This is a genomic window from Streptomyces sp. NPDC001068, from assembly GCF_042897315.1.
Classification (GTDB): Bacteria; Actinomycetota; Actinomycetes; order Streptomycetales; family Streptomycetaceae; genus Streptomyces.
In genome coordinates this window covers 1-20,224 of the sequence record NZ_JBIAYD010000026.1, presented here as the reverse complement: position 1 = coordinate 20,224, position 20,224 = coordinate 1, and the positions used below count along the sequence as shown (strand labels likewise).

Here is a 20,224-nt window from a genome sequence, read left to right as displayed (position 1 = left end):
CTCGTATGGACGTGGAGATGCCGGACGGCCTGGCGTGGCTGGCGAACCTGGCGGTCGGACAGAACTGGCCGCAGAGCAGCGAGACCGGTCTGCGCGAGCTGGGCGTCGTGTGGGGGGACACCGCCCGGCAGTTGAAGGAGCTGGCCGGTGAAGTGGGCACGGCGGGCAGCGGTGTCGTGGAGAGCGTGGGCGGGGAGATCGCGGAGGAGTTCCGCGGCTTCGTGCAGCAGTTGCACGCGACACTGCCCGGACTGGTCTACTCCGCGGGGCAGTTGTCCGATCTGAGCGATGAGACGGCACTGCAGGTCGAGTACACGAAGTACATGATCGTCCTGCAGCTGATCCTGCTGGGCGCCCAGTTGCTGCAGTTCATCTTCCTGGCACCCGAGGCGATCCCCGCGGCCATCACGTCGGCACGGGTCGCGGTGACGATGCTGCTGAAGACCCTGTTGCAGCAGGTGGGCATGGCGGTGGCGCTGAACGTCTTCAGCGACGCCGCGGTGCAGGTCTACCAGTTCCTCGTCGGGCACCGGAAGCACTGGGACACCGAGGCGACGAAGTCGGCCGCGGTGTCGGGTGCGGTGGGCGGCGCCGTGGGCGGTCTGACCTTCGGTCTGGGGCACGCGTTCGCGCCGAAGTTCGCGGGAGCGCTGCTGGGCAAGCTGACCCTGGGCGCCGTGACGGGAGTCGCCTCGGCGGGAGCGATGTTCGCGGTCAACAAGGACGACGAGACGGACTACGGCACGTCGCTGTCGTCGGGCCTGCTGGGCGCGCTGGACAACGGGGGGAAGTTCCGGCTGGCCCGCGGCCCCCACACGGACATCCACGTCAACTCCGAGCACGTACCGCTGCTCGGCGACTTCGACGGCCTGACGGACTCCGACACCGGGAGCGTCTCCGGCTTCGGCGACGACTTCCTCGACGAGGACACCCTCACGGACAGCGACGGGTATCACGAGGCCGGTGAGCTGCCGGTGGCGTTGGCACAGAAGGACTGGTGGGGGGAGACGTCGGGCGGTTCCGCCTCCGGTGCGGCGACCCGCGGCGGCACCGCCGACGCGAGGACCGGCCGTGCCACGCCCGCGACCACCGCGGCGGCTGCCGGCCGCGCGACCACCGGCGGTTCCCCGACGTCCCGGAGCGCCGGCCCCGGCGCCGGCGCCTCCGCCGGCCGGTCGGACACCGCCGGCACCGTCACCGCCCGCGGCGCCGCCGGCGCGGCGGCATCCGGCCGGGTCCGGCCGCACGAGGTCGCCACCGCCTCCGCCGACGACCTCGACCTCGGCTCCGTCGTCTTCCGTACCCCGCGCCCGGCGGCCGTCGGCACCGCGGCCACCGGCACCGCCGCCGCACCCGCCGCCGACGGACCGGCTGCCGGACGTACGGCCGCACCGGGTCCCGGACCCGGCGTCCGCGCGGGGCTCCGGGCCGAACCCGGCCCGGTCGCCGCCGACCGTCCCGTGACCGCCTCCGACGCCCCCGGCGCGTCCCCGACGGCCTCCGCCGGGCGGCCGACCGCCGGCCCCACCCGGCCCGGCCCGGACGTCCGCCTCGACGCCGAGGCGGCGCCGGGAGCCCTCCGCGCCGGCGGAGCGCGGGCCGAGGACGGCGCCGTCCCGGCGACCTCGGCCGGAGCGGGGGGTGTTCCGGAGGCCGTCCGGCCGCCGGTGACGCAGGTGGCGACGGACGGTACGCGGGTCACCCCCGGGCCCGGCCCCGTACCGCCCGGAGTGCCTGCCGACCGCCCCGTACCGCCCGGAGTGCCTGCCGACCGCCCCGGGCCGGCCGGTGCCGGACGTGGTGGGCCGGACGGTCCGAGCGGCGGTCCCGGCGCCCTGGCCCCGCGGCCGGGGCGGGGAGCCGACGGTGACCCCTCGGGACCCCGTGGCGTGGCGGACGTGCCCCCCGCCGGCCGGGAGGCCGCCACCCGCGACGCGTTGGGCGGCGGAACCGGCGGCCGTCCCGCTCCGCCCGCTGCCTCCGGCGCCCGGTGGACCCGAGCGGGCGGGCCCGAACGCCCGGTGGACGGCGGCACCGCTCACGACGGCCCCGCACCCGGCGGCCTGGACCTGCCGACCGTCCTGCACCCCACGGCCGGGAACGGACACCACGCACCGCCGATGAGCGGACACCACACACCGCCGGTGCGCGGACCCCACGCACCGTCGGTGAGCCGCCCGCGGGGGCCGGCCCCCGCCGCGCCCGCGAACAGACGCGGCGCCGGAGCGGCGGCCGTGGCGCCCGTGCACGGCCAGGTGACCACGGACAGGGCTCCACTGCGGTTCTCTCCCGAGTACAGCGGTCACGCGGCCCACTACAGCCTGTCGCCGGTCGCCCAGTACGACGGGATGGTCAAGGGTGCGCTGAGCCCCGGCGCGGAGATCCGCTTCGTCGCCGCCGTCCCCGCCACGGTCGGCACCGATCTCGAGAAGCTGGCCAGGGCCTACGCGGAGGGGTTCGACGACGCCTCGAAGAGCGCCGGGCGGCTCGGCCTGGTCATCGGACTCAACGGATCACCCGACCGCGGACCCGAAATCCGCGCGAAGATCGAGGATTTCGCCAGGAAGTGGGATGCGAAGGGGAACTTCGCCGTCGCCGTGACGGGCTTCACCTGGGTCCAGCCCGATCCCGCGCTGCGCAACCAGGGAACGCAGAAGGAGATCCCCTACGGTGCCATTCGCGAGGCGATCGTCCGCGACGACCTGACGCGGCGCATGATCGCGTCCGCGCGGAGTACGGACGGGGAGGTGTATCTCCACCTCGGAGACGCCGACGTCGCGGGCATGAACGCAGCGGGGACGCCGCTCTTCGACCTGGCGACCTCGAACATCAAGGCGAGGGCGGGCGATGTCGCGGACGGGCCCCTTTTCCCGGAGATCGTCAGCGGAGGCTACACGCTCAAGGACGAGGAGAAGCCCTGGCTGTCCTGGGCGGGCGATCTGGATCTCGCCGTACGGGACGCGATGAGTGTCTACGACCCGCGCAGTGTCTATTTCCCCGAACCGAACACCTTCCTCCGGCTCGACCCCGATTATCCGACTCTTGAGAACCACGTCCACTTCGGTGTCAGGGAAGGTGACAAATGGAGTTTCGAGGCGCAGGAGGGCAGACACCTTCTCGAGAACGTCCTCGGGGCGCGTAAGGACAGGTGGGAACGGGCGGGACTGGAGAAGGAGATGGTCTCCTTCACCTCCGTCCTCAAGCTCGTCACCGGCTCCGACCGGATCGGAAAGAGCGTCACGGACGGCCTCGGATCCCTGCTCGGTGACTACACGCAGAGCCACGCCGACAAGAGGACGTGGACCGACCAGTTCGGGCACTACCTCGACACGTACCACCCGGGCGTGAACGGAAGGAGGACCGCCGAAGCGCTGGCGGAAATCGCCTTCCACGGAATCCTGACGGGCACGTCCGCGCCGACGTCCATGGGTCTGCGGGAGCTGGTGAATCTCCATCCGGACAAGGTCCGCACGGTGCGGAGCGAAGTCGAGGCGGCGAAGGGCAAGGAGTTCTACCAGGGACTGTTCCGCATGGCGTACTCCGTCCGTGAGGCGCTGGTGAAGGAGATCGACGCCGTCGGACGGAGACGCGAGAGCATTCCCGCGGCCCGGCACGGCGGCGCGAAGCCGAAGCGCGGACGCACCAAGGTCCCGGCCGCGCCCTCCTCCCACGAGCGGCCGTCGAGGCGGTATCCGGCGGAACCGGCCGGCCGGGCCCCGGATCCGGTGCCGGCGGTCGACCGGAACCTCGCGGCGAGCCCCGGCTGGCACGCGGCACGGCAGGCCGCGGTGCCCGGGGCCGTCGACCGGACCCGGCTCCTGCCGCGGCTCTCCGCCGGCCAGGGGCCGCGGGACGGGATCGGTCACGACTGGGTGCGGGCCGCGTTCGACGTGCGGAGGTTCGAGGTCGACGGGCACCGGGTGTCCGACCTGACCGTGCGACTGCATCTCGACGGCGACGGCGCGACCCCGGCCGACGTGGACACGCTCTGGCACCGTGCAGGCTCCGGCGTGGATGCCGTGTTCAACCGGCGGGGCCAGATGCTGCCGGACGGCAGCGTGCTGCACGTGACCGTGGAACGCGTGGCCGACCCCGAGGCCGCGCACGTGCGGGTCCGGGTCGTCGGAGAGGACGCCAGGGCCCGCCAGGACACCTGGCCGGTCGGCTCCTCGGAACTGCTCCTGGCCCACGAGATCGGACACTCCCTCGGACTGCCCGACGAGTACCGGGAAGAAGGCGCCCCGGACCACCGGCTGCACGTCGAGAAGAGCGTCATGGGTTACTTTCACGACGGTGTCGCCGGCGACGGCATGAGGCCCCGCTACCTGGAAGTCGTCCAGAGCCACGCCGACTCGGCGGACTTCTCCGGGGACTTCTCCGGCGGTTCGCCGGCCGTGCACGGCCGGCCGGCCCCCGACGGCCCCGCGCCCGGTGCTCCGAACAGGGGGAGGAACGCCCAGCCGCAGCCCACCGGCGCGCAGCTGATCACACGGGCCGAGGACTCCGCACGCTTCGGCACCGGTGGTGAGTTCGGCAGCGTGCACGACTACTACCAGCTGAAGCCGGTGGCGCAGTACGACGGTACGGCCAAGGGGGCACTGGCACCGGGTGCGGAGATCCGCTTCGTCGCCACCGTCCCCCTGGCCGTGACCAGCGGCAGGTTCTCGCTCGAGTCGGTGGTCGACAGGTACAGGGAGGCGTTCGGGAGCGACGCTTCGCGCAAGGCCCGCCTGGGGTTGGTCATCGGCCTCAACGGCCGGGCGGACACCAGGGCGGCCATCGTCCAGGCCGTCGAGAAGTTCGCCGTGACCTGGAACAGGGAGGGAACGTTCGCGGTCGCCGTCACGGGCTTCACCTGGCGTCAGCCCGACTCCAGGAAGATCACGCCCGGGGCGGGGGAGCAGAAGGAGATCCCGTACGGCGCGATCCGTGAGGCGATCGTCCGGGACAGCCTCACCCTCGACATGATCGACAGGCTCAAGCCCGTCTCGGAATCCGACGGGCAGCTCTATCTGCACATCGGCGACGCGGACGTGCGCAGCATGCTGGTCGGCGGCGAGCCGCTGGGGGACGACGACAGCAGGAGCATCCCCGTCAAGGGCGGTAAGCCGTTGTTCGACCAGGCAGCCGCGGCGGTCCTGGAGTTGACGGGGGCCTCGGGGCACCACCCCGAGGCGGTCAGCGGTGGCTACCGGCTCGGCATCGGCAAGGAGCCCAACAAGAACCTCGCCGCGGACCTCGATCTCGCCGTGCGTCAGAGCATGGGAGGCGTGGATGCCCGGGCCGTCTATTTCCCCGAGCCCAACACGTTCGTCCGCCTCGCGACGGCACAGGTACGCGGGCTGGAAGGAGGCGTCCACTTCGGGCTGGTCGGCAAGGGCGGGCGCGACGACCCGAAGTTCGAGGCCGAAGAGGGCCGGCATCTGATCGACCAGCTGGTCGGCACGCGGAAGCACGACGACGCCTGGCAGGAGAAACCGCTCGGAGTCGTGGCGTTCAGATCGGACCTGGCCCTGGTGACCGACGGCGGACGCATCGCGGACAAGGTCACCGGCGACCCGGCCACCCTGGCCTCCGGGCTCACCCAGAGCCATGCGCACAGGGAGACCTGGGCCAGGCAGGTCGGACACTACCTGGGTACGTATCACGACATCGGCGGGGCGGAGCAGACCCGTCTGGTGACGCTTCTGTCGAAGCTGGCCTTCCACGAGGTGTCGTGGGACGGACACAACGACCTCGTCCCCATGGACTCGGCCGCACTGTTCGGCGCCCTTCGGTTGTCCGGTGAGGACACGGCGTACCTTCGGGCACTGGCGAAGACGAAAGGCCCGCAGATCGTTCAGTTGGCCGTCCGTACGCGCAAGGCCATGGTCGATTTCTTCAACGACCGGAACGCCAAGGCGAGGGAGAAGGCCCGGCAGCGGGCCGAGGCCGGCACGTCCCCGGAGTCCGGGAGCAGAGGTGCGGCGGCCGGCGGCAGCAGGCCGAAGCGGGCGGGCGGGAAGGCGGCGCGCACCGGTACCGTCGGGGGCGGCCCGGCGCGGCCGACACCCTCGGCCGGCCAGACATCGGCCGGCCAGACATCGGGCGTTCGCGCACCGGCTCCGGCGCGGCGAGCGCCGCACGGGGCGGGAGACGCGCACGCCCCCGCCGACGGCCGCCACCCCCGGCTGCCGGAGGGGCCCGCCGCCCCGCCCTCTCCGGGGGACCTGGAGTCGGCCGTGGCGGACGCGCTGTGGGCGGTCCGGCTCACGGGCGACGACGACGCGGTGCTCGGGCGACTCGCGGACGCGCTCGAACTGACCCGGCCGCAGACGGCGGACCTGCTGACCCGTTCCACCGCCCTGCTGCGCCCGCTGTCCGACAACGGCTTCCTGCCGGACACCGACGACGGTGGTTACGACCCCCGCAGCGTGGCAGCGGTGGCGGTCGCCGCGGTCGTCCGAAGACACGAGATCCACATCCACGAGACCGCCGACGGGAACGGCAAACAGCCGTTGAGCGCACTTCGGCCGACCACGACGGCGGACCGCGGCGAGACGGACGACGCCTTCGCGGACACGCTGCACAGCGCGCTCTCCGCCTGGCGTGATCACGAGGACCCCGCACCGCTGCGGCGGCTGGGCCTCAGCTCCGCCCTCTTCCCCCACGAACTGTTCGACTCCGACGCCCCTCGGATGTCCGGCGGCGCGGCACCGGGCCGCGACACGGGCCCGGCCGAGCCGGCCCCGGCCCGGCCGGCGGATCCCGCGAGGGCCTTCGGGCTGTCCGGCGAGGGCGAACCCGGGCCCGGTGACATCGCCCACGTGGAAACCGTGGCAGGTGACATCGCGCTCGAGGCGGTGCGGCGCCACGCGGCCGGGCAGGCTCTCCCCGAGGTGACCGTCGCCGTGCACGGAGAGGCCCGGGTCGCGGGACACGTGCACTTCGGCAGGTCCATCGAGGACGGAGCCGGCTGGGCCGAACGGCTCGGCGCGGTCCTCGCACGAAGCCTCGACGGACATCTCCGGGACCTCGGCTCGTCGCTGACGGCGGACTCGTTGACGATCGCGCACGAGGCACGCGCGCCGCGACCGGACCCGTCACGCCCCGAGGCCGGCGACGGACGTCATGCGGTCATCGAGGTCCGCGACAGCCCTGGACAGGTCCGCGCGGCGGAGGCGTCTCGCCGCCGGGCGCTGACGGCGGAGGAGGACCTCCGGACGCGGGTGAACGGCTACCTGGCCGGTTCGGCGGCCGGCGCGGTGTCGGCCGAGCGGGTGCGGGACGCGTACCGCGAACCGGAGCGGGCGCGTGGCGCGGCCTTCACGCGCATGGACCTGCCGGCCCGTGCGCAGGCGGTGGCCTGGCATCTCGACGGGACGGACCAGCCCGGGATGCGTGGCGGTGCTCCCGAGACACCCCAGGGGCCGATCCGCGGCGATGTCCACGCCGAGGCGGGGCCGTCGAGGTCCAAGAACCCCTCCGGCGGGCCCGCCGCACCCGAGGGCCGCACGCCACCGCCTCCCGTCCCGGTCGCGGAGGACCTCGACCGGCGCCGTCCGCCGCGGGTCGACAGGGAACTGCCGCCCCCGCCGGCGGTCACGGGAGCCGTGCAGTTCAGGGACGGCGCGCGACTGCCCCGGTACCTGACGGGCGAGATCATGGCGGACCTGTCGCAGGACTACCGGCAGGTGTCGTTCGGGCTGGGCGCCGGTCACCACGAGGCGCGTGGCGCGGGCCTCGTGGTGCGGGAACTCGACGACTGGTTCGGCCGGTCTCCCGGTATCCGGCCGAAGGTCTCGACCGACGCCCGGCGGGGTCCGGCCCTGTCGGAGTCGGTGCGGCAGGTCCTCGAACGCGATCCGCGGGCGTTCGTCGGTACCGTCCGGTCGTTCGACTACAAGACGGCCGACGGGCGGGCCCTGACCCTGAGGATGACGGCTCGGCCCTACGGACACGCGCAGCGCCACGTCGTCGGGGTGGCCAACCCCACCAAGATCGACACCGCGCAGCGGTTCACCCGCGGCGGCGGCACGACCAAGGTCAACCGCGGTGGATGGGGCCTCGGACTGTCGACGTCGACGGTCTTCGCGGGCGCCCCGGTCACCGCGTTCTTCCGCGTCGGCGTGAAGTACTTCTCCGGCAAGTGGGACCGGCACGGTGCGCAGTACCAGCTCGTGAACCAGTCGGAGACGAAGAGCACGGACGGCTCGCACGTCCATCTCGACGACCTCGGCTACGAGTTCGGGGTCACCGACCGCTCCGGACGGAACGTCGGTCCGACCGGCGAGCCGATCCCGGACGGCTCGCGCGCGGTCCCCGCGGAACTGCGGTTCGCCGTCCGCGACGGCCTCAGCATGCGTCTGGCCGACTCGCTGACCTCCGTCCAGCCCGAGGCGCACCCCGGATTCCGCACCGAGATCGAACTGCCCGGCCGGAGCCGGTTCCACACCGTGAGCGTCGAGGAGATCGGCCCCATGGACGGCATCGCGGACCGGGTGCTCGCACAGGCCGGTCTGGCGGCCGGGTCGAAGGAGGCCAGGCAGGTCACCGACTTCTTCTCCACCGACAACATGCGGCGGATCATGCCCGCCCTGTACACGGGTCCGGTCACGACTCCGCTGCTGGACGCGCGGGGCGGCCGGCCACTGGGCGCGCTCACGGTGTACGCCAGGCCGGAGCGCCTGACCCTCATCGGCGGTACGACGACGGCGGCGGAGATACGCGACACCGCGCAGTCGACGATACGCACCGAGCAGGCGGCGGGGACGTCGCGCGGCGTCGAGGTCAGCGGCTCGGTGGGGCCGGGCGTCCACCTGTCCGGGCTCGACGGCGGCGCCCTCAACCTCCGCCTCCACGTCGGGCCCTCGGCACGGCACACCACGTCGTCGGGTATCGCCAGGGCCACCGCGTCGGCGGCCGGCGAGAAGGTCGCGGCACAGGCCAAGGGAACTCCCACGGGCCTGTACCTGGTGGAACAGCGGCTGGTCGTCACCGCGACCCATCGCCCCCTGCCCCGTGCGGCCGAGCCCGCCGCCGGCCAGGGCACCGAAGCCCGGACCCTCCGCAAGAAGTGGGTACGGGAGCGGAGCCCGCGGCCCGAGCCGCAGGACCACCGGATGTGGGCGGTGGTGCGGCTGCCCCTCGACGAGGCGCGGCGACTGCAGGGCGAGGCCGTGGAACGGCCCGAAGGCCCCGAACCGGTGCCGCTGCTGGTGACCGACAGGTCGATCGGGGCCGGCAGGGTGCAGGACATCACGTTCGCCGACGGCGCCGCCTTCCGTAGCTTCGGCGACGGACCGGAGGTGGGGTTCGCCGAGCGCTTCGCCGAGACGGCCCTGAGGCGGATCGACGGGGCCCGCCCGGGGCTCGTGGCGCCGCTCGCCGAACTGCATCCGGACAATCCCCGCTGGGAAGGGGCCGAACACTACGCGACGGTGCTGCGGAACACGCTGGAGGTGCAGGACCGGCTGTCCCACCAGAGCATGGCGTCGAACCTGGCGGCCATGCTGGACGGCGGGCTCCGCATCGGGCTCGACGAATGGACCCCGCTCGGACGCAGGCACGTGCACGTACAGGTGGGGGCGTCGCTGGGCGAGAGCGAGTACCTGGGGCGCCAGACCGCGTTCCGGACCCGCCACAGCGCACCGGCCGCCGAGACACTGAGCGCCCAGCGGAGCAGCTCACGATCCTGGCAGGTCGGTGCGGAGGCCACCCTGTCGCTGCGGGACCCGGCTCCGGGCACGGCCGGCGCGCCGCTGCGGGCCGAGACCGTCGCGGTGGGCCTGAGGCACACCCGGCAGGCCGAGCACGAGACCGGCTCCGGACTGGCGGCGGGCGAGGAGGTCACCTCCGTCAGTACCGGCGGGTCCGATCTCTACCGCTACCGGGTCGCGTTCACGCTGGACATCAGCAGCCACTGGCGTCCCCGCGAGTGGCTGCGCGGCGCCGCGTCCGCGCACCTGCTCGCCACCCAGGCGTTCGTCCTGCCGGAACCCGCCCGCCCCCTGATCGGCCCCGGAGACGCCGACGACGTCCACCGGGCACAGATCGTGCTCGGCGTCCCGGTCGAGTACACCAGCACGGAACCTCCCGCCCTCCCGGACACGAGGGGGGAGATCACCTTCCTGGCCCCGGAGGCCGCCCGTGCCCTGGCCCTCGGAACGGCGGGCTCCCCGGAGGGACCCGGGGAGACGGGCACGGCCACCTTCGACGCGCGTGCGGTGTCGATCACGACCGTGCCCCACGGCGTGATCAGCCACGGCGACGGGCGGGTCCTGCGGGACATGGCCCTGCAGGTGCTGAACAGGGCGTCGGGCAGTTCCTGGCTGCTGAACCGGCCGGGCACACCGGGCCACGACGAAGCCCTGTGGCCGGTCCTCCACCAGAGCCGGCTGGCGAACTTCAACACGGCCTTCTCCCTGCCGGGCTGGCGCGAGACGGTGCGCACGCCGACGGCCTACCTCGACCGCACGACACACGTCGCGTTCCGCAGCGAACTGCTCGGACCGGCCGACGGCCTGCCGGGCCTGACCGCGCTGACACCACCGCGGAAGATGGAGATCGAGAGTGTCGTCAGCGGATCCGTCCAGGCCTCCGGCCGCCAGGCGAGGACAAGCAGCGACGACTTCGGCGGCCACATCAACCACCTGACCGCCGCCCAGGAGCACCACGCGGCCGGCGCCTACGGGTTCTCCGCCCTGGTCCGGCGGGGCAGGACGGCCTCCCACCTGGTCAGCAGAGCCGCCGCCTGGACGATGAACCGCAAGGACGTCGGAAACCTGCACGTCCTGGTACGCGGGCCGGTCAGGAGCACCTACGCGGCGGACTCCGGAGTGGGCGGCGGCGCGCACGAGGGCGCGCGGGTCCCGCGGATCCTCGGCGGGGCGCACGGCGCGTCCACGGTGTCCTGGTGGCACGGCACGGTCGCGATGAAGAGCGGCTACGAACTGGGAGCGCTCGACGACGGGTTCGGCGCGGTACCGCGCTACGGCGAGACCGCATGGGAGCCGTATCCCTGGCTGGCACAGGCGCGATTCGGCAGCTGGCCGGTCAACTCTCTCGACCCCGTCGGTGTCCTGCGCCGACTCGACGGCGTGCTGCGGCCGCTGGGCCTGGACGACAGGGAACTGGAACAGGTGCGCCGGCTGGTCCAGGGCCGCGTGATCAGGGCCCTGGGCAACGAGATGGCCACGGGCGGTGTGTCGATGCCCGCGGAGATCGGACGCTGGCGTTCGGAGACGTTGCGGCTCTCGGTCGGATCCCGCCAGGTCCAGCTGAGGGTGCGGCTGACCCCCGGTCCGGAGACCGGGTTCCACGGCCTGGACCACGGAGTGGAACTGGAGGAACAGCTTCAGGCCACCGAGACGGTCCAGCACAGCAAGGGCCGCTTCTCCGGCGCGACGGTCGGCCTGACGGTGTCGGAGCGCGCCGAGACCGGGGACGCCTCGGTCAGGGCGGCGGGACCGGGGTACGCGCAGACGGTGTCCTCGGCGCGGGCGACCGCCACGACGTGGACGGACAGCACCGCCGTCGGGTCCACCGTGACGTACACGGACATGCACGCCGCCTACGCGCAGCGGTACGACGTGTGGGTGCAGCTGCTGGGCGACGACCCGGCGGCGGGAACGGGCGCCGTGGGCGAACCGGCCGTCGCCGACAGCGGGTTCCTGAGAAGTCACGCCCCGCTGAGTCTGATGCGACCCCGCTCCACCGGTCCCGCGGACCCCCTGGCGCAGCCGGCGTTGGAAGTCCCGGCGGGCGGACCGCGCCGGGTACCGCTGCCCCGCGCGATGGGAGCGGGCGGCTGGCACGACGTCCCGCGCCCCGGTGGGGCGGGCGGCACCGGGCCCTTCGAGATGCCGGCCGAGGGCTTCGCGGTACGCGGCTTCCTCGGACTGGAGGCCCTGCGCTCGGCGAACCTCCTCGCGCTCGGCGCCGCGACCGACGCGTCGGTCGCGCTGCCGTCGGGGAACGCCGACCGGGCGACGGTGGCGCGGGCCCAGCGGACCCCGCTGACCGGTGTCGGATCCCAGGCCAGGGAGAACCTCGAAGCGGGCACCTCGGCCACGGCTCTGGCCGCCTTCTGGGCGCAGACTCTGACCAAGGACGCCCACCAGGTGGCGGGCCTGGAGGACCACGGGATCCTCGGCGGTGTCAGCGGCCGCCTCGAGCTGTACTCCAGACCCGATCTCGGCGCCGCCCGGCTGCTGGCCGTCGCGGACGGCATCAAGTTCGAGGCACCCAGGCAGAACGGCCGGGGCAGTGGTTCGTCCGGCACCCACGGTGTGACGACCGAGCACACGACGGACCTCGGACCGTCCAGTACGACGGCACCCGCGACCAACCAGTCCGGTGCCTCCCTGGGCTTGTCGGCCGCCGAGACGGATACGGCGAACCGGTCCGCGGACGGGCTGAGTTCGGTGAACGTCAAGCCCGACAACAAGGTGCGTGCCTATCTGTTCGCGATCCCGGTGACCTGGCTGAGTGTCGCGCAGGCGCACCACGACGTGAAGGACAGCCGGCTGCCGGCCGCCGTACGCGGCGCCCTCCACATGGCGCGGCGCGAGCCGCAGGCCGTCGAGAGCGACACCACGGCACTGGTCTGGGTACGCAAGGACGTCGCCACCGCGCTGGGACTTCTCACCGACCGGAATCACCCCGCCGGCGCCGGACAGGCCTGGGACGCGGTCAAGCAGGCGAACGACGCCCTGAGCGCCGGCGACAAGCGGTACTGGGACCTGCGTCTGGGCGAGGGAGCGGCGGCGCACACGGAGCAGACGCGCACCGAGGCGGATTTCGCGCCCTACCGCGGCCTCGACCCGGATCAGGTGCCCGCGGTCCGGGATGCCCGGCTCGCACTCGACGCACTGCTGCGGGAGACGGCCGAGGACGACGCGGAGGCCGCCCACGAGGGCTGGGACGAATTGCGGGCCGAACGCGTCGAGCAGGCGCGCGCGACGCTGGAGCGGGCACGGCGGACGGTGCGCGAGGCACAGGACGCGCTGGCCGCCGCCCGGACCCGGCGGCAGGCGGTGGCGACCCGTCTGGAGGCGCTGGAGCGGCACAACAGGGCGCTCGGCGAGGAACTCGTCAGAGTGCGGCGGGGCGCCGACCGGCTCACGGTCTGGCATCAGCTGTCCGACGCCGGGCGGGAAGCCCTGCGCCGCTCGGGGACGGCGGATCCGGAGGCGGTCACCTTCACGCCGCCCCCGCCACCGGAGCCGGCGGAGGACGCGAAGACGTCCGCGAAGACGGCGCCCGCCAAGCCGGCCGAACCTGCCGCGCCGGCCGTACCCCGGGACGACCACGCCGACGGAGCACCGCGGCCCGCGCACGCCACCGCGCCCTGGCACCGGCAGGCGGAACCGGCCGAGGGCGGCATGTCGTTCGACGCGGCCGCCGACGACCGCAGGCTGATCATGACCGACGCCGACGGACGCGGCCACACCTTCGACCTGCACCTGCCTGAGCTGGGCGAGGACGGCCTCCTGCGCAGGCCCGGAGCGGGCGCGGCCGGGGCGGCGCGTTCGCGTGCCGTCGACGGCAACGGTTTCTGGGCCGCCGTCACGCTCGCGGCCGGCCGGGCCGGGGAGCCGGCCGGGCTGGCGTTCACCGCCGTAGGGGTGCAGCCGCCCGAGCACCTGGCGCTGGACCCGCGAGCCGTCTTCCGGGCCGACGAGCTGGAGACCGTGCTGCGCGAGGAGTTCCGCGGGGACCCGGAACTGGCCGAACGGATCGTGCGCGCCGGCGGCCGGCTGCCGGACACCCTGCTCAACACACTGACGGTAGGACAGCGGCGGACCCTGACCACGCTGAACCTCGTGGCGGCCCGCCGCTGGGACGCCCCCACGGCCCACGCGGCCGCGACCCTGACGGCCCAGGCCGGCGGTTTCGACCTGATCGTGGTCGAGGAGGACGGCGGCCACCGGCGGTACCCCTCCGGCCGGGCCGACGACTCCGAGCCCCGGCCCCCGGTGATCGTCCACCGCCGGGGGGACGCCTACCTGGCGGCGATCCCCGCGCCGGTCCCCGCACCCGTCCCCGCCCCGGTTCCGGTACCGGTCCCCGGGCCGGTCCCCGCGGTGGTGCCAGGGCGCGGAGGGGGCGCCGCGGGGTGATGCGTCTTTCGTGCCGGAAGTCGCGTCGATCGTGCAGGAATTCACCCACGTCCGCCCCGCACGCTGGGAGGCCGACAGCACTGCGGCCCGACCGAACCAGGAGGCGACGTCACACATGCGGACGTTCATTCACACCACCCATCCGGCACGCGTGGTCCTCGGCTCCGGCACGGTGAGCCGTCTGGCCGGGGAGGTGCGGCGGCTGGGCGGCGGGCGGGTGCTGCTGGTGACCAGCGGCGGACCCGGCACCGCGGCCGCCCGGGGACGGGTCCGGGACGAACTCGGCGACCTGGTGGTCGCGGAGTTCGGCGGAGCGGTCGCGCACACCCCGGTGGAGGTGACCGAAGAGGCCCTCGCCGTGCTGCGCGCGGCGGACGCCGACTGCCTGGTGTCGGTCGGCGGCGGGTCCACGACCGGGCTGTCGAAGGCACTGGCCCTGCGCACCGACCTGCCTCAGGTGATCGTGCCGACCACCTACGCCGGTTCCGAGGCCACCCCCGTCCTCGGCGAGACGCGCGACGGCCGCAAGGCCGTCTCCTCCTCACCGGCGGTCCTGCCGGAGACGGTGGTCTACGACGTGGACCTCACCCTCTCGCTCCCGCTGTCCCTGTCGGTCACCAGCGGCCTGAACGCCATGGCCCACGCGGTGGAGGCCCTGTACTCGGCGGATGCCGACCCCGTCACCGACCGCCTGGCCCTCGACGCGATCGGGCTCGTCGCACGGGCACTGCCCCGCCTGGCCGCCGACCCCGCCGACCGGGAGGCCCGAGCCGGTCTGCTGCGGGCGGCATGGCTGGCCGGTACCTGTGCGGCCACCGCCGGCACGGGACTGCACCACCGGCTGTGCCACGTCCTGGGGGGCCTCGGCCTTCCGCACGCGCAGACCCACACCGTGATCCTTCCGCATGTGATCGCCTGCAACGCGCCCTCCGCCCCGGACGTGACGCGCCGCATCGCCCGGGCCCTGGACGTGCCGGACGCCGCGAGCGGCCTGTACGACCTGGTCGCCTCGCTGGGCGGGCCGACCTCCCTGCGTGCCCTGGGCCTGCCGGAGTCCGGCCTGGCCGGCGCGGCCGGACTCGGGGTGGCGGCGCCGTACCCGAACCCGGGGGAGCTCACCGTCGAAGACGTCCTGCACGTGCTGACCGACGCCTGGCACGGACGGCGTCCGCACGGCCCGGTCACCACCGAGGCCGTACTGGCCCGGCTCACCGAGCAGGTCGTCGACAGCTTCGCGCAGTCGCCCGACCCGCGCCTGCGCGACCTGCTCACCGGCCTGGTCCGGCATCTGCACGCCTACGTGGCGGAGCTGGACGTCAGTCAGGCGGAGTGGAGCCACGCGATCGGATTCCTCACCGAGACGGGGCAGTTGAGCAGCCCGGCCCGGCAGGAGTTCGTACTGCTCTCGGACGTGCTGGGCATCTCCAGCGCCGTCGACGTACTGACCAACTCCCGCACCCCCGACACGACCCCCTCCGCGGTCCTCGGCCCCTTCTACGTGGAGGGCCCGCCCGAGGCCCCGCACGGCAGCGTCATCTCCGCCGGTCTTCCCGGCACGCCGCTGTGGGTGGACGTGACCGTCACCGACACGGCGGGTGAGCCGCTCGGGGACGCGGTCGTGGACGTCTGGCAGGCGGACGAGGACGGCTTCTACGATCTTCAGCTGCCCGACCTGGAGGAACCCGTCCTGCGGGCCCGGCTGCGCACCGACTCCGAAGGCCGCGTCACCTTCTGGTCGATCCTGCCCTCCCACTACCCCATCCCCGGCGACGGTCCCGTGGGGCGGATGCTCACCGCGGCCGACCGCCACCACTACCGGGCGCCGCACGTCCACTTCATGGTCAGCGCGCCCGGTCATCGCCGCCTGATCACCCAGTTGTTCGTGTCCGACGGCGCGCACCTCGACAGCGACACCGTGTTCGGGGTCAAGGACCCTCTCGTCGTCGACTTCGCGCCGCGCACCGGGGCCACACCGGACGGCCGCGCCGTCGACGGCGAGTGGCGCCTGCTGAACCACACGTTCCGCGTCGCGGCCCTGGCCGGCTGACTCGGCCCCCGGCGCCGGGGCAGGGGCCGGGGCCTCGCCCGCGCTCAGACCCCGGTGCCGTCGGCCGGGGTCTGCCGCCGTCCCTCGCGGCGCATGGCGGCGGGCGTGGTGCCCAGGCGGGAGCGCATCACTCTGGTCAGGTGTTCCTGGTGGGAGAACCCGCACTCGACGGCGATCTGTGCGACGGGCGCGGACCCGGTGCGCAGCAGCCGGGCGGCCCGTTCCAGCCGCAGGGCCAGCAGGTACTGGTGCGGTGAGTGCCCGGTACTCGCACGGAACCGGCGGGTGAACTGGCTGGTGCTGAGCGAGGCGGCGGCGGCGAGTTCGGCGATCGGCAGCGGTTCCGCGAGCCGTTCGCGCATGAGGTCCCGCACGGCGGCGAGCCGGCGCTCGGAGAGCCCGGACGGCGAGGGCGCCGGAGTCTCCGCGTGGGAGGCGTGACGCCGGACGAGCTGCGCGGCGAACATGTCCGTCAGCTGGTCCATGTAGGTGCGGGCGGACGGCTCCCAGTGCCGGACGGTGGAGTTCATCGCGCGTATGAGCTGCTCGGTGAGCGGATCGGTGGCGCCGAGTTCCTCGGTCAGCTCGACCGGCCGGCCTCCGTTGGCCTCGCGCAGGGCACGGTCCGTCAGATAGGCGTGCACGGTGTCGAGGCCGCCCGTCAGCCGGACGCTCAGCTCCCGGCCGGCCGGCTGGAGGAACAGGCCTCCCGGCGGTACCGCCCGCGACCGGGTGTCACCGCCCCGGCCGCGCTGTACGGTGACGGGCCCGTCGAGGTGAAGGACCATCAGATGGGTGGGGGCGGGGGCGAAGTCCGCCTGGAAGGGCTGTTCCCGCTGGGCGGACACGTAGAGATCCGGCCAGCCGAGCCCGGCACTGCTGGACCGGGGGCGCACCTCCGGCCGGAGCAGGATTCCCATGGTGTCGGCGAGTCCGAGCTCGGGCACCGGGCCACCTCCTTCGATGTGGACGTCCGGACCGGAGCCCGGTCGCCCCGGGTGCCGGCCCGCCTACAGGAGTCCCTGGCGCAGCGCGTAGGCGACGGCGTGCACCCTGTTGCGCAGGCCGTGCCGCGCGGTCATCTCCTGGATGATGTACTTGACGGTGCGTTCGGAGTAGTGGAGTGCCGCGGCTGTCTCCGAGGTGCTGAGTCCCGCGGCCAGTTGCCGCAGGACGGCGATCTCCCGCGCCGTGAAGGACGCCGACTCGTCGTCGGCGTCGACCGGCTGGTCCTTCCACTGCCGGGTCCTGATCTGCTCCAGCAGGGAGCCGAGCAGGGACTGCGGCAGGGATGCCGCGCCGCGGGCCACGGCGCACAGCATCTCGGTGATGTCCGCGAGGGTGGTCCGCTCGCGGGACATGAAGGCCACGAGTCCCAGCCCGACCACGCGGACGAGCTGCTCGGCGGTGGGCCGGTTGGCGATCAGGACCAGTCGCGGCGCGTCGGCGCGGTCCTCGGGGCAGTAGCGTCGCAGGGTCGTGAAGGTCTTCTCCCGCAGCTCGCCCGTGATGAGCAGCAGGACGTCCGGAGGTTCCTCGGCGGTCGCCGGCAGGACGCGCAGGCGGTCGTCGGCGGTGAGATGTGCTTCGACGCCCTGCGCGGTCAGCCGGTCCTCCGCCAAGACGATCACTTGCATGGGTCGCGACGGTTCGGAGTCGCTCACCTGGCGTCCTCTCGTGATTCCGATGGTGCTCACATCCCCGCCCGGCGGCCGCTCGGCTCCTCGGCCGGCGCGGCCGTCCGGGCGGGCGGGGATGTGTGCGGGGAGGTGTCAGAGCGTCTTGATCTGGCCGCCGTCGACGACGATCTCGGCTCCGGTGATGTTGCTCGCGACCGGCGAGGCGAGGAACAGGATGAGGTCGGCGACCTCGTGTGCCTCGGTGATGCGGCCGGAGGTGATGCCCATGCTCTGCGGTACGACGACGTCGAGGGCTTCCTGGGCGGTGGTGCCGGCGGCCGTGGCGGTGGCGTCGGCGAAGCCGCCGGGTGCGGTCCAGAAGGGGGTGCGGACCGGTCCGGGGGAGACGGCGTTGACGCGGACGCCCTGCGGGGCGAACTCCTCGGAGAGCGCCTTGTTCAGGTTGGTGAGCGCGGCCTTGGCGGCCGAGTAGTCGACCACCATGGGGAAGGGCAGCCGGGCGTTGATGGAGCTGACGTTGACGATCGAGGCCCCGTCCGCCCGGAGCAGGTGGGGCAGGGCCGCGCGGCTGGTGCGCACGGCGCTGAAGAAGGTGAGGCCGAAGACCTTCTGCCAGTCGTCGTCGGTGACCTTCAGGAAGGATTCACGGGGCTCGGCGGCGCCGACGTTGTTGACGAGGACGTCGACCCGGCCGTGGCGTTCGACGGCACGGCGGACCAGGGTCTCGGGGCCCTCCGGGGTGGCGAGATCGACCGGGACGACCGTGACGTCGTGTGCGGCGGCGAGCGCGTCCAGCTCCGGGGTGGAGGTGCGGCTGCCGGCCACGACCTTGGCGCCCTCGCGCGCCAGACCCTCGACGACGGAGAGGCCGATGCCCTTGCTGGCTCCGGTGACGACGGCGACCTTGCCCTTGAGGTGGAGTTCCATGACGAGTCCTTTTCTGGAATGATCAATACATAATCTGAACGCGAGGCGGTTGTTCTGCCGCCACCCCGTCTGTCTGTCCGGGGCCGCTCATGCAAGGAGCGTAGCAGATTTGTTGAATGTTCAATCCAGAATCGGCGTGGCGTGGCTCACGCCCACGGGAGGAGACGGCCCGTGCGGACAGAGATCCTGCCCTGGTGACCCGGGGTGGCGTCGAGGGCGCGGGTCCGCGCCCGGCGTTCGAGCAAGCTGGCTTCCGCAACGTTCTTGTCCAGAAGGCCAGTTGGCGTCGTCCGACGGCTCTTCTCGCGCACCTTCAAGGGTTGGTGGACGGATGAAGTCCCTTTTCAAGTCACGCATGCGCGCGGCCGCGGTCGTCGGTACGGCCGCGGGCGCGCTCACCCTCGGCCTCGCCGGCTCGGCGTCCGCCTCGTCGGTCCCCGCCTGGCAGCTGCAGGTCTGCTCCCGGAGCATCTTCCAGACGAACGTCTACTGGGGCAACGGCGGCTTCATGGGGGTCCCGGCGGGACAGTGCCAGACGGCGTACTGGCAGCGCACCAGCGCGTCCGTCTACATGGTCCACGTCGACGCCTACGTGAACGGCGGCGGCTACATCGCGAGCGCTGACGTCAACGTCGCCGAGGGCGCCGGTCTGGCCTCCGGCGGTGTGAGCGCTCCCTACCTCTGGTCGTTCTGAGCGTGTCCGTGCCCCGCACCGGCGGTCGGGGGCCCGTGCGTGTCCTGGGGGTCGCCCTCACGTCCACCGCACTGGCCCTCGGCCTGTCCGGCCACGCGCTCGCCTGCGACATCCGTGACTTCTCCGCGGCCGCCACCTGCGACGGCTCGCACGGCGTCATCACCGTGACCGACCGGGACGCGTCCGGTACCCCGGTCACGGTCACGGTCTTCCTCACCGACGACGACGACGCCGACGTCAGGAAGGTCGGCGAGCTGCCGGTCGAGGGATCCGCGGAAGGCGCCGAGGTCACCTTCCCCGAGGACTGGAAGCCGGACGCGACGTACCGCGTCCGCGTCAGGACCGGCGACGGCGCGGTCGACGAGGACATCGAGGGCGGGCTCACCACCCCGGGCACCGGGTGCGGGACCGCGGCCGGGCCGGCCCCGGCGCCCTCGTGGTCCGGGCCGGCCTCCCCGGCACCGCGGGCCTCCGGAAGCGGCCTCCCCCTGGACGCGACGTACTACCCGCCGTCCCCGGCGGCCCACGGCACGCGTCTCGCCGAGACGGGGGCGGCCCGGGGCACCGGCCTGGCGGCCGGTGTCGCGGCGGCCCTGGTGGCCGTCGGCGGCGGTGCGGTGTTCCTCGGCAGGCGCGGGCGGGGGGCCGGCGGCGCCTGATCCACCCCGAACCGTGGCGGGGCCCCCCCCCCGGGGGGGGCCCCCCCCCCCGGGGGGGGGGGCCCCCCCCCCCCCGGGCGGGGGGGGCGGGGGGGGGGGCCCGCGGGGGGGGGGCGGCCGGGGGCCCGTAAGCCAAGCCGCCCCCCCCGTACCCG

Annotated in this window: 7 protein-coding genes; 4 read left to right on the top strand and 3 right to left on the bottom strand. The window is 73.6% G+C overall.

From position 1 onward, the window contains the following. Window positions 1–5: 5 nt before the first annotated feature. Window positions 6–14,102 carry a hypothetical protein gene (locus tag ACFY3I_RS42005; protein ID WP_390866243.1) on the top strand — a complete coding sequence of 4,699 codons (14,097 nt, stop codon included), beginning with the start codon at window positions 6–8 and terminating at the stop codon, window positions 14,100–14,102. 115 nt (window positions 14,103–14,217) lie between these two features. Beyond that, window positions 14,218–16,149 (top strand): maleylacetate reductase and hydroxyquinol 1,2-dioxygenase domain-containing protein, encoded by a 1,932-nt coding sequence (locus ACFY3I_RS42000; protein ID WP_390866242.1) that lies wholly within the window; start codon window positions 14,218–14,220, stop codon window positions 16,147–16,149. 44 nt (window positions 16,150–16,193) lie between these two features. Here ACFY3I_RS42000 and ACFY3I_RS41995 read toward each other — a convergent pair whose 3' ends face one another. From ACFY3I_RS41995 to ACFY3I_RS41985, 3 genes are all read right to left on the bottom strand, one after another. Next, the gene (locus tag ACFY3I_RS41995; RefSeq protein ID WP_390866241.1) at window positions 16,194–17,096 is read right to left on the bottom strand and encodes a helix-turn-helix domain-containing protein; all 903 of its coding nucleotides are present in this window, start codon (window positions 17,094–17,096) and stop codon (window positions 16,194–16,196) included. A gap of 63 nt (window positions 17,097–17,159) precedes the next feature. Then, entirely contained in the window at window positions 17,160–17,786 is a 627-nt protein-coding gene (locus ACFY3I_RS41990; protein WP_390866240.1) for a response regulator transcription factor, read from the bottom strand. 135 nt (window positions 17,787–17,921) lie between these two features. Then, window positions 17,922–18,716, bottom strand: a complete 795-nt coding sequence (locus tag ACFY3I_RS41985) for an SDR family NAD(P)-dependent oxidoreductase (protein WP_390866239.1) — start codon at window positions 18,714–18,716, stop codon at window positions 17,922–17,924. Between the two features lie 331 nt (window positions 18,717–19,047). On the opposite strand from ACFY3I_RS41985, the gene ACFY3I_RS41980 reads away from it, so the two are divergent. Both ACFY3I_RS41980 and ACFY3I_RS41975 read left to right on the top strand, forming a co-directional pair. Then, complete coding sequence (locus ACFY3I_RS41980) at window positions 19,048–19,410, top strand: hypothetical protein (protein ID WP_390866238.1); 363 nt, start codon at window positions 19,048–19,050, stop codon at window positions 19,408–19,410. Continuing rightward, window positions 19,398–20,069 (top strand): sortase-dependent protein, encoded by a 672-nt coding sequence (locus tag ACFY3I_RS41975; RefSeq protein ID WP_390866266.1) that lies wholly within the window; start codon window positions 19,398–19,400, stop codon window positions 20,067–20,069. Before ACFY3I_RS41980 ends, ACFY3I_RS41975 begins: the two co-directional genes overlap by 13 nt. The last annotated feature ends 155 nt before the right edge of the window (window positions 20,070–20,224 follow it).

Coding starts and splice junctions, on each gene's coding strand:
- ACFY3I_RS42005 (WP_390866243.1), top strand. CDS start 6: ATGGACGTGGAGATGCCGGACGGCCTGGCGTGGCTGGCGAACCTGGCG.
- ACFY3I_RS42000 (WP_390866242.1), top strand. CDS start 14,218: ATGCGGACGTTCATTCACACCACCCATCCGGCACGCGTGGTCCTCGGC.
- ACFY3I_RS41990 (WP_390866240.1), bottom strand. CDS start 17,786: ATGCAAGTGATCGTCTTGGCGGAGGACCGGCTGACCGCGCAGGGCGTC.
- ACFY3I_RS41985 (WP_390866239.1), bottom strand. CDS start 18,716: ATGGAACTCCACCTCAAGGGCAAGGTCGCCGTCGTCACCGGAGCCAGC.
- ACFY3I_RS41980 (WP_390866238.1), top strand. CDS start 19,048: ATGAAGTCCCTTTTCAAGTCACGCATGCGCGCGGCCGCGGTCGTCGGT.